This is a genomic window from Paenibacillus tyrphae, assembly GCF_024158745.1.
GTDB lineage: Bacteria > Bacillota > Bacilli > Paenibacillales > NBRC-103111 > Paenibacillus_G > Paenibacillus_G tyrfis_A.
The window spans coordinates 1-15,777 of the sequence record NZ_JAMZAW010000046.1; the positions used below are offsets into that span (position 1 = coordinate 1).

Genomic DNA, 15,777 nt, shown 5'->3' on the forward strand with positions numbered 1-15,777 from the left:
CTGTTCGGAAATAATAATGTTTTAGACTAGATATGTTGCCGCGGCAACGTTTTGGAGTTGGAAATGGCCATCTTTTAAAAAAATAAGTTTTAGACTCTGAATGTTCAGCCGTTGATACGACATGATATTATTGAATAATAATGTATTAGACTCATATTCCCAGCTAACATTTTAATACACACAATCAATGATTTTTGGAGAGTCATCTTACTTGCAATCACCTGCATATTTAATAAAAATTAACTTTTAAAAGCTCTTGTGCGTTTTGATGCAATGTACTATCAAGTAAACAAACAATCTCACCATCCGAACTAACTTTGAATGGGAGAGCTCCATAATGAAAAGCAGATAATGCTGCAGAGCTTCTAGCTCCTTGCTCTGAATTCGAATTGCTATGAGATTTTATCATAGCACCAAAGGCAACTAGTTTTCCCTTCTTATTAAAAACTATGGCCCCATCAATTGAGGCTAGTTCCAATAAAAGAGGCTTAGATACAGCATCTTTACTTTTTAAATCGATTTGGCCTAGTCTTTGGCTTAATGCTTGATGTAAAGGTGTACCCTTACTATTATTAAGTAAGCTTTGTTCATTATTAATAAACTCTTTATAATTATCTTTTTGATCAATTATTATCAGTGCACCATGCCTTCTGTAACTTAAATCGAACAAAATAGGATATAAGTTTGTCCCCATCCAATGATTATTATTACAAATCTTAATAAGTGTATTTTTTAAAGAGGTTGCCTTATAAATCTTCCAAGATCCTTTTCTGTATGACGCTAAGAGGCCCCTTTTATCATAAATTATTAAATCTCCTCTTTTAGTCCTTGTGATTCCGCATTCATTTTTCCCCAATCTATTTTGGTAGGGAATTAGAAATTGTGGAACTAGTATCTGACCTGGATCATTAACATCATCTATAGATATGAATTCATAAGAGTGGTACGTCCAATTGTCACCTACCTTAAAATATGTATAATTAGTTTCAGCCAGCACATCAAGATATTTTTGAATATCAGCATCAAATAATGACAAGGTTCCTACTAAACCTTTTTCATAAATAAAATGGAAACCAATTGAGGCATTCTCATAGGTTCTATTTTCTAACATTCTATTAAAATCAAAAAGCTTTGCCCAGTCAGTATTATACCCATTAATGTTAAGCCATTCAGAAACAAGTCGAGTTTCAAATAGCTGCCTGTCTAAAAAGAAAGAACCTGTACTTGATTTATCTAAATATTCATTTGATATTTGTTGTAGGCTATTAATCCACCTGTTTAACTCATCTCCAGGAGCATATGCAATTAGTGAGTGAATAGGATAACCATTTTTTCCAATTGGAAGAGTTAATTTAAAGTTCTCCCGTTCTTTTTTAACTCCCCAATGGGGTACCAAATCAGTTACAATGTTAAACATTTCTGACTCTGATAACATGTTTTCCTCCAATGAGTAACTCACTATTTATTTTGCAAAACTATTACTGTCTCTCTCAGCCACTTTACTTCTTCATATTGTTGACTGCTTGTTTTAATTCTCCTTGCTAACCTGATCTCATTAATCGTGTATCCCAAATTAGAGGCAATCTCTTCTATTATTCTATCTGTCTCAATTACTACTCCAAAATAAGACGAATTAGCAACATTAATATATAGTTTACCATCTTTCTTTATTTTGGTTTTTAATTTTCTAAGAATATCTTCTAAATCGCAAAAATAACCTGTAATCATACTGGGTATATTTTTGTTCCAGAATTTTTCTTCATATTTCAAAACTTGAGATAGTCTGTTCTCAAGAATTTTACTATTCGGCAACGGAAGATCGCCCCATTTAACTTGGACATGTGATCTCATAGTTTTTCTTCGCAGCAATCGAACATCTTCATAATTTAACACATGACCTAAAACCCAAAGTTCGATCATGTGGGAGTCAGTATAATCTCTAGAGTTTAGATAAGGGGGAGAAGTAATCACAAGATCTAAAGAACCATCCTCTATAATATCTATTAGTTGTCTGCAATCCCCATTATAGAAAAAGTCTAAATTATTATATCTGCTAGTAACTATTGCATTAATATCAGAAAAAACACTATTAATACATTTATCCAAAAAAGTATTATAAATATCTTTTTGTTTATAAGTTTTTTTTGCCCAATTGTCTTTATACCTTAATGCCTTACCATCCCTAAATACATTACTAAATTGCAACAAGATCGAACCTAAGGCAACATATAGAATATCTATATACTTAGGAAATTCCAATCCTACAACATCAATTGCTTTTCTAATATTTAGCAATGATTCTAAAGCTGTTTTATGATAAAGCCATTTCTTTAATCGCTGATTCTTTGAGATGGTTTTTAACCCTATTTTAAAATCATGCTTAATGTCCCGATCTAAAAGCGATCGAATTAATCCAACTACATAGAGAAATTCATCTGCTTTGTAATCTTTTCGTAACTTCGCTCTGCATACTTGACTCATAAAAGGACTAACTTCAAAAGAGTAGCATTTTGCTCCAAGTTCTTGTGCAACCAATGGAGTAGTGCCCCCACCAGAAAATGGATCCAGACAAACTAGTTCCGTAGAAGTTTGTTCCCGAATTATTGACTCAACAAAACTATTCGAAAAGCCTTCCAATATAGGAAACCATCTGTTAACTGATTTCCCTTTATTTTTGACCGCACTTACGTAGTTTAAATATTCACTTGACCAATCAATTATTTTAGTAGCATTATATGATAACATAATATCGCCTTCCTCAATTAACTCTAGAAACTATTCTATCAAATTAAACATGATTCCGGAATATTAAATTAAGGAAGGCTTTTTGAATTACTCTGCTTTCTTCACGACTTTCGAATAATATTGACTCGCCGGGATGTTTCCTCTTTCTATTTTAAATTGTTGATTTAGATCTAATTGTGGATACCTATTGAATTCTTCTGGATAGACTAAATTGTCCATACTTTCCCGTGCATCATAAATAACTAAAACCCCACAGTAAATTCTAAATTCCCCGTTAATAATTCGTCCATATTCTTCTGCATCATCTATATATTTTTTTAACTGATATGCACCTTCTAAAGCTCTTTCCGGATCGTTATATTCATCAAATACATTTCCTTGGGCTGTCATTGATTTACCTAACCATTTTATTTCAAAAACATAAAACTTATCATCACTTGTTGCGATCCATACATCATATCTTTCTCCAAATCTATTCCGCATTTCTGTTTTGACTTCATCTAAACAGTTGTTTTTCAAAAAATATTCCAGTTCTCTTTGAAATCGCTCTTCTGGTTTAATTTGCAGTAGCTTTGGATGCTTTTCCAATAACGGGTATCGCTCTCTTTCAATATCACCCTTATATACAAAAAAACTTTTGAAAGGATCATACTGAACTCTTTCTAAAAAGAATTTTTTTAGAAGTTCTTGATACTGAGAAATGTCCGCTAATTTTTTGAAATTTATTACATCTGAATAATTTTCTAGTCTGTTCTCATTTTCAAAAGCAACACCATTAATAAGAATATCAATCCCCTTGATGCCTAGGTAAGCAATTATTTTCCGTTGTCCTCTTGAGATATCAACTAAATCATCGTAACTTATTTTCTCTTTAGTGAACTGCACATCTATTACTTGGCCTTTAGTATTTAGTTTGTATATAATAGATTTATGGCTTGCAGATTGAATGACCATTCTAAGATCTGCTGTAAAATCATAACCTCTTATTTGTATATTCGAAGTATCCTCAGTATTCGTCTCTACAATAATCCCACATTGAACATTAAATTCTTTGTACGACTCCCAACTTTTCCTAATAGCAATGATAAGGCTTATTAATTCAGCAGGTTCTACATCTAACTCTTTACCAAATAATTCTTGAAGTTTAATAATTGGATTTTTTTCATATACTTTCTTAACTTCAAAAGAATAGTCATCAAACAAACTCAATTTTCTTTACCCCCTTTGTACTTTTGATACAAAACATCAAAAAACAGAAGGAGATAGTCCTGATTATTGGCAAGATTGATATCTTCACCAATACCTTTTTCTTTAATAAATTCAAAAAACTCTTTCGATAAATTATCTGAGCTATCATCAGTAATAAGTCTTGAACGTCTGTTCATCTCATTTTGGTAATAAATATTAGGATCTTCTTTAACTAACTTTGAAAGAAACTCTTCGCCATATAAACTCAAAGTTCTAACGAGAACATTAAACCAGCTTATTTTTGATTTTAATGTATCTATAGAGAGAAGCCTTTTTTCAAAAATATCAATTCCATATTGGGAAATTGTAAATCTATCCTCAACTCTATTGGAATAGATTTTTCTTTCTTCTAACACAAGAAAACCTTTGGTCTCTAGATCATTTATCTCAACACTTAATTCATTGTTATATGGGCCAAATAATGTATTAGCAAAATTATATGCCCATTCTTCCTTTGGCATAAAAATAGGGGATAGTACTGCCGAGAAATATAACAATCTTTGAAAAGTTGATTTATTTACTTCTCGCCATCCATATTCTTTTAAATAATACGCTATTATAAGAATATCATTTTTAATTACAAGGCTAGTTTCACTCATCTACATCACTTCCTAATAATTGATATCGAATTGCCTGCAATTCTTTATTATCTTTTTGTAATCTAGTTTGATTTCCCTTTCCAAGCAGATCAAGCGTTCGAATTCTTCTTTCTTTCTTATCAATCTCCTTATACATGGTTAATAAGAAATTGGAGCTATTTAAATTAGATGTAAATATTATGTTATTAGATGACTTTGAAAAGAGAGTGAACATCTCGGCTACTTGCTTTTCATAAACAATGTCAAGGCTTCCTTCTGGAGTTTCTGTTATAAAGAATGTCTTAAATCCATCTATTGTATTTTGTAGATAGTCAATAATTGCCATCCGAAATGCCTGGTCCAGAAAAAAACGTTGTGATTCAGAGACAGAGTTTACTCCCTCGCGAATACTCCCATTTATTCTAGGTAAATAAATTACATGTGGAATCTTATTATAAGTTGGAGTTTGCACTGTTAATTCACAGTTCAAGCCAATAAACGTGCTAGCATATTTGTTAAAAAAATACGATAGATGTTTATTTAAATTTATAACCACTTTGGTAAACCTAGTGTGCAATTTGTTTAATTCAGTTTTTTTTCTATCTCTTTCTTTATAAATTTCATTTATTTCCTCAGTTAACTTGTCGATTTTATTTTGCTTTACTTCGACAATCTGTGTATAAGTATCCGAACTATTTTCACTAGTTTGTTTTGCAATTAATGAGTTTATATAAATAATTTCCCTCTGCTTCTCATTTAATTTGTTTTTCATATCATTAATTAGGATATTCATATCGCTTGTTGTTTTTTGAAGCTCCAAAATATCATCTTTTTTATTCGCAATAATATTTTGCTGTTCATTTCTCATTTCTACGAGTTGATTGATTTTTTTTATTACTTCGGGGTCGAATTCCTCTACGGTTTCAATTTTGGATGAACATATTATACATTCTCCGTGATTCTTATGATGAATTGCCGCCTCTTTAGCGTGCTTATTTTTAGACCCACATGCAAGACATCTTCCTTCACTAATTAAAACTCTTTCCACACTTAGATAGTAATCCGGAAGTTGATTGTAAATACTTGAATAAAGTTTTGATTCTAGTTTATTGATTTCATTATTGATATTTTCAATATTGAGCAGAACACCAGTTTGTTCACCAATGAGACTATTTAATCGATCTTGGTTTGAATTAAATACATCTAGCTTGTCGTCGAGATCATTTTTTATAACTAAGATATCTTTTTCAAGTTCTCCCTTTCTTTCATAGTACTTGTTTAAGTCATCATCGTTATTCTCTTCATTATGAAATCTTCTAAATAGTTTTTCTTTTTCTTTTTTTAGATCCTCTAAAGAGTCTTTTTCAACACGTCTGTCTTCACTTCTATGCCTACCAGTGGTATCTAAATAAATCACTTCTTCCTCTAGCTCTTGAAACTTATTCAGAAATTCTTCGTCAAAAAAAAGTATTCTCAAGATTTCGTCTTGTTCATCAGTTTCCCATGCTATATTTTGTCTTCTTTCATCAAAAAACAAGAATGATCTAATAATCTTATCAAAGTGTTGGAAGCTATTAAGACCGGCTAATTCTAAAATTTTTTGTGAATAGAACTCTTCATCATAAAGCACCAGTTCCTCGTTATTAATCTCCAGGTAAATAATTTCACTGGTATATAAACTTCTTCCAACTACTATGTTGTTTTGAGCTATGGAAAAACCAAGATATGCCTTAGCCTCTTTATTTTTGTCGTATTTTGGATTCATTCTTGAAACAAAGAACTTCGGATCAATTATTTTCCCTTTTGTTTTTGTCTTCTTTTTCCCTAAAACAGGATATATTTTTCTGTGGCCTACTAAACAAAACAGTATCAACTCCACAAATGTTGTTTTTCCAATTCCATTACCACCTATGATTGCGCTGATTCCATCCAAAAAGCTAAATTCAAATGAAGGTTCTTGACTATATAGTGAATAGTTTTCTACAGAAATAGACTTTAACGTTGGCAAGTATATTGTTTTCATTTTAACCTCCTTAGTTCAATAGACCTACAATAGATTCTACATTACATCTCTTAATCCTCCAAATTTATACAAAAACATATTACTCATGCATTTTGTTAAATATCCTTTCCGCCCAAATCGCAATGCTATCATTTTGATAATGCTTTAGTTTTTGAATATCTAGAGTGCAGCCATTTAAAATATACTGATCCCAATGACCGCCTTTTTTTACTACTTCCTCTAGCAGATACTTTATGTTCTTCTCGATCTCCCTAACGGTTAGTTTTTTCTCATTTGTTAAAATCAAAGTCGATATCGACCACCCGTCCGGCCGCGCCATCTCAAGAATATACTTCTTCGATACCGCAGTCGTAACTTGAGCAACGGCACAAGTTCTTCGTACTCCATTGTCGCAGACAGAGTACCTTTTTCCTAAGGGAAGCTGGAATATGCTCATCTTAATATTCAATCCGTAATCATCGATTAGCTTACTGATAACTTTGAAGAATTCCTCTAGCCCAATACCCTCAGACATTAGCACAGCTTGCAAGCTTTCAAATTCAATAGGAGGGACTTCTCCACCTATTGATGTATCCTCTACACTTACCTCTTTTACACCATCATTTTGATTCTTCCCTCCGCGCCCTATGGGTAATATAACCCCATCTCCAGAATTTACCTTTTGCCGTTCTTTTCGATCTATAATAATTTCTGGTTTTTGAACAAAACCATAGAAGGTAGGAGGCACATCGAGTACATCCTGATATGTGTTTTCTTTCGCAAAATCATTATCATCCGTAATTTCAAATTCTTCTTGTTCTGATTGATCGGTTATTCTTGTCTTTTTGGGTCCATCATTTGCAATCTGTTTCTTCATAATAGGATGACTGTACACTAATTTTTCAGCCGGTAACTTCAGATTAGATATTCCCATTATCTCTTGAACTAGAACCTGATTTCCTTTACGTATACAACGAACCATCATTTCACAAGGATCAAGTTGTGGCAATTCAAATTTTAACGCAATTCCTTTACGGAAAATGCTTTTGGGATCTATATTGTCCTTCTTTGTTGCTGCTCGGAACAGATAACTATAAATGGAATCCCAGGAATTTCGAATGGTTCCATTCCCATGAATCCAAGCTATATGGAGAGCACTATCTTTATTCTGCGCTATCGTAACAGGGAGACGTCTATTAAAATCAATGTACATGGTTTCGTCTCGTTGCTTTACGTTTTCGAATATTTGTTCCAATCCATGAGGTTGTAAAACTAGATAGGCAAGGGTTCGATTCTTGATGAACAAACATCTTGCCCATTCCATCATAGGGACATAATATTCCAAGCCATTATCCTCATATTTCCAGACGAACTGCTTGCCTAGTTCTTTTTGCTTATCTAAATACAACAGCTTACTAGGAACATCGAACCCAAATACAAGCTGTCCCTGTCGGATGTCAGTAACCTGAATGGTTTCTACAATGCCTGCCATTGGTCTAGTCATTTCAAATGCGTTGTCGGTATATATCTGCCCTAAACGTAGAATTGGCCAAACTCCAACCGGGTGATCTATGATTGCAATAGACTTATCTGATCGTCGAAAGGCCACATTTATTCTCCAATCTCCCTTGACACCCGTGAAGAGAGAACCTGTCCAGCATAGTTCAACAGTTTCACCTTTATCAAAGGGCCATCTTCGAAATTTAGTCGCACACATCAGACCACCTCATTGTCCACATACAGATAATTTGATTGTGAAATATTCTTTTCGATTTCATGTTCTAGAGCCTCTGAGTAGTTGGGACGAAGGCCAGCAGCTTTTATTAACTCCCACTTCTTTAGCGGGGATCTCCCTTTGTTTTTTAGCGCGGCCCACTTTATTCGGCGAATTTGGAACTGCTCGACAGTTTCAATATGTCGGTTGATTTCAGCCATAGTCTTAGGTAGCTTTCCCTTTCGGTTTCCAAGAAGACTCAATTTGCCTATTTTCTTAGCTATAGTAGTGAATCTTACTCTAGTCGGTTTTTGTTCTGAAATTTCGAGCATTTCCCTACATTTTGTTACAACAAGCTTGCTTAATTCTTCATCGCGTTGAGTCCAGTTCACTCGACTATTGGCGGCTTTACGAGGACGCCTCCGTTTTATTGGGCGTTCTTTGACTACTTTGGCCATTGGATCCTCATAACAGCGATTTTGGGGTGCATCATTTGCAGATTGAGTGTATTTGATAACAGTACCAACATCTACCCCCAGCATTTTAGCTGTTTGTCTAAAAGATAACCCTTTATCGATGCATTGATTGGCCTTATTTATCCAGATGGAACCGTAACTTCTAACCTTTCCGATCTTCATTCGATCCTCTATAGACTGATCTGGCCCTCGTCTGGAATATATATGACCGCACTCGCAGGAAAAGATACCAACTGGCTTGCCGGTGTCACTGCATCTAGATATTTGTAATGTTTGGACAACATCTCTTCCAAAATGCTCAGCTGCTCTATTTAAGCAAGGCCATGGGACATCGCCGAACGGTGAATACTTAGCACCATAAACCTGAATAAACTCGTTCCACGAACCATACAAAAAGCGAATCAGTAATAAATATCGAACTGGGTTTATCACTCGTCGTTCTTTTCTGGTCGCAAAATTAAGCCAGGAGGAGTCTTGAGAAATACCGCTCTCCAAGAGTTCTAGAAATTCTTCTCCGTAAAATGTATTAAATTGCTCCTGTAGTTGAGCCTGCCTGATTCTATTGGTATAAGTAACATAACCTTTTTCTGCTAGACGAGGGAGGAGAAGCTCCTTACTTGAATAAAGGCTTCGAATTTCATTAGCTTTTAATGCGTTTGCAATGTCTAAAGAAAGACTCACGAGTTTAGATATAGTTCTCTCTGAAGTAATTGCAGGAAGGTATTTCTCTGATTCAAATAGTTCATTGGCTATAGGCAAAGTTACTATCCCATGACGATCCTCAACAGGCTCAGTAATTTTGTGCAGCATGCAGTTATGTATATTACATACGAATACACCTGGAGCTTGATGGCTTCGATGCCAGTAGGGTTCACCGAAGCGTTTAATGTCCTCCTCATAGCAAACAGGACAGAATACAAGGAACTCTTTAGATACGACTCCTCCAGCAGATAAACCAACAAAGGCATGTATGCCGGAGCCATTCGGCCCCTTCATCATTTCTTTTAATTGGTTGGCGCGTACTGTTGGCATAAAAGGTGCAAAAAAAGGGAAAAGGGTATGATTTTTAATCCAATCCTCCACCTTGATACGAGTGGAACCAAATGTCTTATGACTAAACGCCTTCAAATGGCTAGGTAAAGCTGGAATAAGAATCATTGAGTTAGTTCCAAACAGGTCGATAAATGTCCACTTAGGGCTCGAATTTCCACTCCTTAGATGGTATCTTCCAATCACACTGTATAGTAACTCGTCAGGATAGGGGGGAGGGAAAAAGCTCAGCATAAGTTATCCTAAGAACTCCTTTGCATCCTTAATGTATTGAGATCGTTGCAAAGATTCGTAAGCTGACAATTTACGATTTCTTCCTTGAGAAATGATTACTCTAAGATCATCAGGCTCTGTTGCTTCAAGCTTTTTCAATGTTCCACGCCTGTTAGGAGTGTCTAACGAATTGTTTGTTCTCCCTTGTTTTATACGTAAGGCAACTTTAGCGCCTTCTTTCTGAATGTCTACCTCTTCCAAAGAGCTTAAGTGGTTAGACACAACTTCTTCAGCAGCTTCAATTGCAATTTCTCTTTCATACCCTACTTCCATGAGCCATGAAGCTAATTGACGAGTTTCTTGCTCTTTAACGTCATCCCCTAACTCTTGTCGAATGGCATCTAGGCGGTTTGCTTGACGCTGCTGCTCTTCTATTCGATGTAGATAATCATCAATCGAAACACCGGCATATAGATCTGCATACTTCTGTATTTCTCGCTTCTTTCCCGAACGTAAAGCTGCCAAAGCATCTCTAACTAACGTGAGACGATCTTTTGCGAGAGATCTGACTAGCTCGGGGCTAATCGTGCTCCTCTTCTGATCCAACGCACGCCACTGAGCCAGCATAAATAATTTAATGGCAATGTCCGTAATGCCCTGACTCTCTTCGTACATAACGTCTACGAATGCCTCAGTAAGTTCCGCTTTTTCATCTGTCCATTGATACTTCCACAATCCTTTTAATAACCAAACCCATTCATCATCTTTTTTCATATGCTCCCATAGGGAATCACCTTGGCCACTCCCACGGCGGGCATTTCTAAATTCACCATTTAATACCGGAAGAGCTTTATAAGTACCGACTACAACTACAGGTAATCCGATTGTGTTCACCAACTGCACAAAAAAGTTCAACATTTGTGACGCGCGATCATCTTTTGCTTCTTCAAGATTTTGAATCTCATCAATGACTAACACACCTAGACAATGGACTGCGGCAGCCTGAGCCATAATTGGCAGTAACTCGTCCGTATACTTGGAAGAATTATGATGATAGTATTTAGTTCCTACCAGACTATCGACAGCTAACAGAAAATTTAAGCATAGACTCCTTATAGAACCATCATGAGGACAATCAAGTTTTAACCAGACAATCTGGTAGAGCGGAAGTTTATTTCTTCTATATTCATGGTGTACGATCACTTGCGGATACATTTTAAGAATTCGCAATAAGGTACTCGACTTACCGATCCCTGAGATTCCTACCATTGCAAACCCAGATGATGTAGGCGTGTTTATTGGATAAGCATCGGTCAATCCTTTTACCATAAGGTCATAAGTATCCTTACGAGCTCGAAAAGCATAGTTAGGAGTTAACGGATTTCTTCCGACATACCCGTCTCTAATCAAACGAGACAGACTTTGCTCCAGTTCTAAATGCTTGGATAAAGGCTGGAAAAAATCCCTCGATACTCTCTGAACACAGTGCATACGCAAGTGTACTGGAAGCTCCCGTTCTGCGACTTTATAAAGCGGCTTGGAAGCAAGATTTTGAATAACCGTTGATTCGTCCCAAATAGGAGGGAGTGCCTCCAAAAGAGGGTTATTCCTGTACTCTTCAAGCAGTGGATCCTGGTAGTCTGCTTCAATCGTAAGTCCAGTATTTATGTTGAACATAGGTATTGGAATCTGTTTCATTCATCATCACCCTCTTCAAACAATACTGACTTGATTCGGTCAAGCTTACTCGTTGGTGGGATATATATATCTTTTGCCTCATTTTCTATCTTTCGGGAAGGTAACGAAACCACCTTGTTGGCAATCTCGTTAGAAGATGCATTTTGATCATCAAATCGAAATGCTTCATTTTTGCGATTTGCTTCTTTTTCTACTTGTCGATGAGCCTTTGTGTCTTTTACTCGTTGTCGTTGGCTCAATCCGCTCTGCTTTACAGCTTCATTCGTTTTTTTCTCCGCTTCTTGTATAACAGCTTTAGCTTGAGCATCTAGACGAATTTGACCAAGAATGGTATCAAACCCGCGTTGCCGACCTTCGTGCTTTTCAATCTCAAGCAAATCCTCGACTTCTTCAAATCGTTTGTAATGATAGCGTTCCTCTCGTTCAAGCAATGTGCACGTCTCAAATCGACGCTCGTCTTCCAACCACAGATATATCAGATTTGTCCATCTTGGATCATAGCTGACTTGAACTCGCCAGCTTTTCTTAGCTCTTGCCTTTACAAACCATTGTTCTTTAATAGCAAGTTCACAACTATAAGCCATACCTTTAAAGACAATGCCTGAATCAGTAACTGTGGCACTACCTTGTGGCATTAAGTTAAGCTTTACTATGTTTTCAGGCTGTCGCTTGAGTCTTCCTGTTCGATTTTGCACACCCCATAGCCAAAGCTCCCTTGGAATGGCAGGAACGTCATCCGCAACCATAAACTCACTTCTTTTATAGCCTTTCATGTGGTGATAATTATTATGGTGAATTACGTGACCGATAATTATTTGAGTGAATTCTCTTAACGTCAGTTTCGCATCTAGTCGGTAGTCTCGCTGGCCGCGTTCCCGTTCCCTTTCTTTCACGGCCCCAGGAATAAAATGTACGGTTCTTGCATTAAGCAAACGGAACTGTTGTTCGACGATGCCTTTCCAGTCAGCTCGATAAGGTGCTGTATTTTCAATGGCAACACCTAACACGTCAATCAAATTTGACGGTTGCTGGCCTTCAAGTTCCCCGCGATCAGCTGTGATCGTCTGCGGTAAATGACTGCAAAACCAATCGTCAGGCTCAATATCAATTCCATACTCAGCACAATACTTGACCTTATCCATCGTCGTATTGGCTAAAGCCATCATTGCCCCGATCCAGCTCGGTCCTTCGAGCCCTATGTACATTCCTGTGATCATCCTGCTAAATACATCAATAACAAAATAAAGTACTGGGCGACCGATGATCCAATCTCGTCGATACTCACTTACTAAATACACATCAGCAATAGTTGCATCAATCTGAAACCGGGAACCAGGGCCAAACGCTTCATAAGTCGAACTCCCTAGTAACGGCCTGTAAGTTGTTTCAAACTTTGTTTTGCCAAATCGCTTAATAATGCTTTGTTCTATGTCGATGTCTTTTTGGTACCAGTATCGAAATTGTGTGAAGGAAGGTAACTCTTCTTCCGGAGGAAGTATTGGAAGCTTTACGTTACCTTTAACCTCATAGCCTTTTGAAAAAAAACGAGCCAAAGTATCTCGGTAAGCCTTTTTTAAAGTAACCTTTTGTCGATTAAGATAAAATAATTTAATACCAGCCAAGAGTAGGGCTCGTATTTCTTCGTTTACATTTATACCAAAATCGCCCTCAATAAATTTACGAGGACGTCCCCTTTTCACTTCTCCGGAATTTCGTTCCTCTCCGGCAGCGCCACAGTTTTGATAAAAAGGAAATAACGTATTTTTCACTTTACCGCCTTGCCAATAACGTCGAAGGTAACGATAAATCGTACTTTTATGAAGCCCTGTTTCCTTGATTATTTCTTTGACCATAACGCCGCGCAATTTGGAATCATAACAATCAGGCTCATCCCGAACAGCTAATTGAATAGCTTCCCAGGCTTTATTGCGTATCTCCAAACTTTTTTGATCATATTGATCGTCATTGCCTGTTGGAATGTTAATGTCATGCCAATCTATTACTTTGCAGTTACCAGTTCGCAGTGCCAACTCAACTTCGTCGAGGGCCTTAATATCCGGCAAAGCCTTATCGTTTTCAAGTAAGATTGTTATAACTACGTTTTTTAATGGATTAGTCCATAAAATCCGTTCAACCTTTGGCAGCTCACTATCTAAAGTAGACCACTGAAGTACTGCATTTTCTGATAGAAATTCCATTCAAGATGAACTCCTTCCTTAAGCTAAAGAACGCTTCATATCAGAAACTACTTGTAAAATATTAATTGGATGATGAGGACTTATTGGCTCGGCTAAATCAACAAGCCAGTTCTTGCGAGCTAACATGTATCTAAAAAATGCAAGTGATGTACCCGGTTCTAAACCTAAAGAGTCGTCACATAAAGCTGCTGCTTTATTGATAGGTTCCTCAGATCGCAAATGTTTCAGCATCAGCTGCTCCAAATTTCCTACAAGAGTGGCTCCAAATTTAAAAATATCCTGATTATCATATTCACGGTGAAACCATGAGACATTACGTACTATATTCCCAGGAATTTCATGCTCGGTCACAATCGCCCAATCAATATTCCTTTCCTTCCAAAAACGACGTTCAATCTCTAGCTTTTCTATAACTCTATCATTTTCAAGTTCACTTGAAGGCTTGATACTCCTTGCTATATTAGATTTGTTAATCGAAATTAAAAAGTCAGTAGTCATGACAATTGGCTCGTCTGTTTTAGGATCAGTGGGATGTTTTATGCCTAATTTTTCAGCAATAATTAGTGTGTCATCAAGTGGAAGCAGCGGATACTGCTCACAAATATCAGCAACAGATTCAGAAAAGTCCAGAAGGTAAAAGTAGTCCCTTTCGAGATTGGACATTAAGTGATGATAGCGATTGCTTGTCCAGCCTTTGAGGCGCGTTGCCAAACCGTTTGATGGGACATCTTGAATAGTAAGCCAAGGTTTATATTGCGATCCCTCGCCTTGACCTCTGCCTTCTTTAATCCATTTTTGAATCTTCTTCATGGTTACATCGCGATTTCTTTTTGCCACAGTTCGCCACACTGCCTCTCTCAATCACAGGAAATGATGACCCTTTATCTTTAATCCTCGCCGTCTAGCACCACGTAATTTTCGCTGCCCCCGCTTTAACTTCTTTAACCTCTCCAACTCCATAAAATAAAGATATTTATGCTCGTCTGGTATTACCTGACGGTTAACTTTAAAGCAGACTATGAATTCATTCTCATGGAATATATAGATGCGAGATTTATCCTTGGTTCTAAAGCATACTTGGAGAGCCCACCCGCCATTATGTATTGCTTTTGTAAACCACTGTTCCTGTATAGCTTGAGGACAAGAATAATAAGCTGCTTGATACATGATGCCAAGATCAGTCACCACTGCAAATCTAGTGAAGAATTCCGAATCAGTCATATGGATCACCTCTTAATAAATTTGATATCCATTATTATCCTTTTCGGATATTTTATACTTTTATTAATCTATTTAATTCGGATATTCGATATTATTCTTTTTCGCTTTAATTTTAGCAATCTGAAGAAATTCATTTTTTTCCAATTCAGGTAAATTGCGAAGTAATTGTATTAATGCAATCTCTTGATCAGATACATTAACACCAAATAGTTCATTCCCAAGTTCAGAATCTATGTCTGCATCAATAAGCCAATTAAGATCGCACTTAAAAGCCTTCTTAAGCGCAAGGATGGTCTCATAGGAGGGGAAACCATTCCCACGTTCAATATCGCTCAGCGTTCCCTGTGAAACGCCAATGCGGTCTGCAAACTCCTTTTGATTCATTTGATTGGTTTTTCGGATATATTTGATCTTTTCTCCTAACTGCATCTATAGCCCCTCCTAAATACAAAGAACCCCGAAATTATGAAATCCATAATTTCGGGGTTCGATTGCATTGATGTAGTTCTTGAAGCTCTAGTTGGATGAATTACCCGAGAAGAGTCAGTCTACAACTTTATTATTCCAGTCTATAACTTTATTATCACAGTCTAATACTTTATTATTCAGTCTAAAACATTATTACTTGCGGACA

General features: G+C 36.4%; 12 protein-coding genes. All 12 read right to left on the reverse strand.

What is annotated here, in order from left to right; translation table 11 throughout:
- Positions 1-229: 229 nt before the first annotated feature.
- The gene (locus NI000_RS35845) at positions 230-1,435 is read right to left on the reverse strand and encodes a DNA integrity scanning protein DisA nucleotide-binding domain protein (protein ID WP_253416060.1); all 1,206 of its coding nucleotides are present in this window, start codon (positions 1,433-1,435) and stop codon (positions 230-232) included.
- Between the two features lie 23 nt (positions 1,436-1,458).
- Positions 1,459-2,745, reverse strand: a complete 1,287-nt coding sequence (locus NI000_RS35850; RefSeq protein ID WP_253416061.1) for a DNA methyltransferase — start codon at positions 2,743-2,745, stop codon at positions 1,459-1,461.
- Between the two features lie 87 nt (positions 2,746-2,832).
- Positions 2,833-3,954, reverse strand: coding sequence for a hypothetical protein (locus tag NI000_RS35855; protein WP_253416062.1), 1,122 nt, complete (start codon positions 3,952-3,954; stop codon positions 2,833-2,835).
- A complete protein-coding gene (locus NI000_RS35860) occupies positions 3,951-4,592 on the reverse strand; it encodes a hypothetical protein (RefSeq protein ID WP_253416063.1) in 642 nt (213 codons plus the stop codon). Before NI000_RS35860 ends, NI000_RS35855 begins: the two co-directional genes overlap by 4 nt.
- Complete coding sequence (locus tag NI000_RS35865; RefSeq protein WP_253416064.1) at positions 4,585-6,594, reverse strand: AAA family ATPase; 2,010 nt, start codon at positions 6,592-6,594, stop codon at positions 4,585-4,587. Before NI000_RS35865 ends, NI000_RS35860 begins: the two co-directional genes overlap by 8 nt.
- Positions 6,595-6,673: 79 nt before the next feature.
- On the reverse strand, positions 6,674-8,290 hold the full coding sequence (locus tag NI000_RS35870; RefSeq protein ID WP_253416065.1) for a Tn7-like element transposition protein TnsE: 1,617 nt from the start codon (positions 8,288-8,290) through the stop codon (positions 6,674-6,676).
- Positions 8,290-10,047 (reverse strand): TnsD family Tn7-like transposition protein, encoded by a 1,758-nt coding sequence (locus NI000_RS35875; RefSeq protein ID WP_253416066.1) that lies wholly within the window; start codon positions 10,045-10,047, stop codon positions 8,290-8,292. The genes NI000_RS35870 and NI000_RS35875 overlap by 1 nt, the downstream gene beginning before the upstream one ends.
- Positions 10,048-10,050: 3 nt before the next feature.
- On the reverse strand, positions 10,051-11,724 hold the full coding sequence (locus NI000_RS35880) for an ATP-binding protein (RefSeq protein ID WP_253416067.1): 1,674 nt from the start codon (positions 11,722-11,724) through the stop codon (positions 10,051-10,053).
- Positions 11,721-13,922, reverse strand: coding sequence for a Mu transposase C-terminal domain-containing protein (locus NI000_RS35885; RefSeq protein WP_253416068.1), 2,202 nt, complete (start codon positions 13,920-13,922; stop codon positions 11,721-11,723). The genes NI000_RS35880 and NI000_RS35885 overlap by 4 nt, the downstream gene beginning before the upstream one ends.
- Before the next feature lie 18 nt (positions 13,923-13,940).
- Positions 13,941-14,732 (reverse strand): TnsA endonuclease N-terminal domain-containing protein, encoded by a 792-nt coding sequence (locus NI000_RS35890; RefSeq protein ID WP_253416069.1) that lies wholly within the window; start codon positions 14,730-14,732, stop codon positions 13,941-13,943.
- 51 nt (positions 14,733-14,783) lie between these two features.
- Positions 14,784-15,143 (reverse strand): hypothetical protein, encoded by a 360-nt coding sequence (locus tag NI000_RS35895; RefSeq protein ID WP_253416070.1) that lies wholly within the window; start codon positions 15,141-15,143, stop codon positions 14,784-14,786.
- 72 nt (positions 15,144-15,215) lie between these two features.
- On the reverse strand, positions 15,216-15,572 hold the full coding sequence (locus tag NI000_RS35900; RefSeq protein WP_253416071.1) for a helix-turn-helix domain-containing protein: 357 nt from the start codon (positions 15,570-15,572) through the stop codon (positions 15,216-15,218).
- Between the last annotated feature and the right edge of the window lie 205 nt (positions 15,573-15,777).

Bases quoted from the DNA above. Each gene is read 5' to 3' on its own strand.
- NI000_RS35845 (WP_253416060.1), bottom strand. From the start codon at position 1,435: ATGTTATCAGAGTCAGAAATGTTTAACATTGTAACTGATTTGGTACCC.
- NI000_RS35850 (WP_253416061.1), bottom strand. From the start codon at position 2,745: ATGTTATCATATAATGCTACTAAAATAATTGATTGGTCAAGTGAATAT.
- NI000_RS35860 (WP_253416063.1), bottom strand. From the start codon at position 4,592: ATGAGTGAAACTAGCCTTGTAATTAAAAATGATATTCTTATAATAGCG.
- NI000_RS35865 (WP_253416064.1), bottom strand. From the start codon at position 6,594: ATGAAAACAATATACTTGCCAACGTTAAAGTCTATTTCTGTAGAAAAC.
- NI000_RS35870 (WP_253416065.1), bottom strand. From the start codon at position 8,290: ATGTGTGCGACTAAATTTCGAAGATGGCCCTTTGATAAAGGTGAAACT.
- NI000_RS35875 (WP_253416066.1), bottom strand. From the start codon at position 10,047: ATGCTGAGCTTTTTCCCTCCCCCCTATCCTGACGAGTTACTATACAGT.
- NI000_RS35880 (WP_253416067.1), bottom strand. From the start codon at position 11,724: ATGAAACAGATTCCAATACCTATGTTCAACATAAATACTGGACTTACG.
- NI000_RS35885 (WP_253416068.1), bottom strand. From the start codon at position 13,922: ATGGAATTTCTATCAGAAAATGCAGTACTTCAGTGGTCTACTTTAGAT.
- NI000_RS35890 (WP_253416069.1), bottom strand. From the start codon at position 14,732: ATGAAGAAGATTCAAAAATGGATTAAAGAAGGCAGAGGTCAAGGCGAG.
- NI000_RS35895 (WP_253416070.1), bottom strand. From the start codon at position 15,143: ATGACTGATTCGGAATTCTTCACTAGATTTGCAGTGGTGACTGATCTT.
- NI000_RS35900 (WP_253416071.1), bottom strand. From the start codon at position 15,572: ATGCAGTTAGGAGAAAAGATCAAATATATCCGAAAAACCAATCAAATG.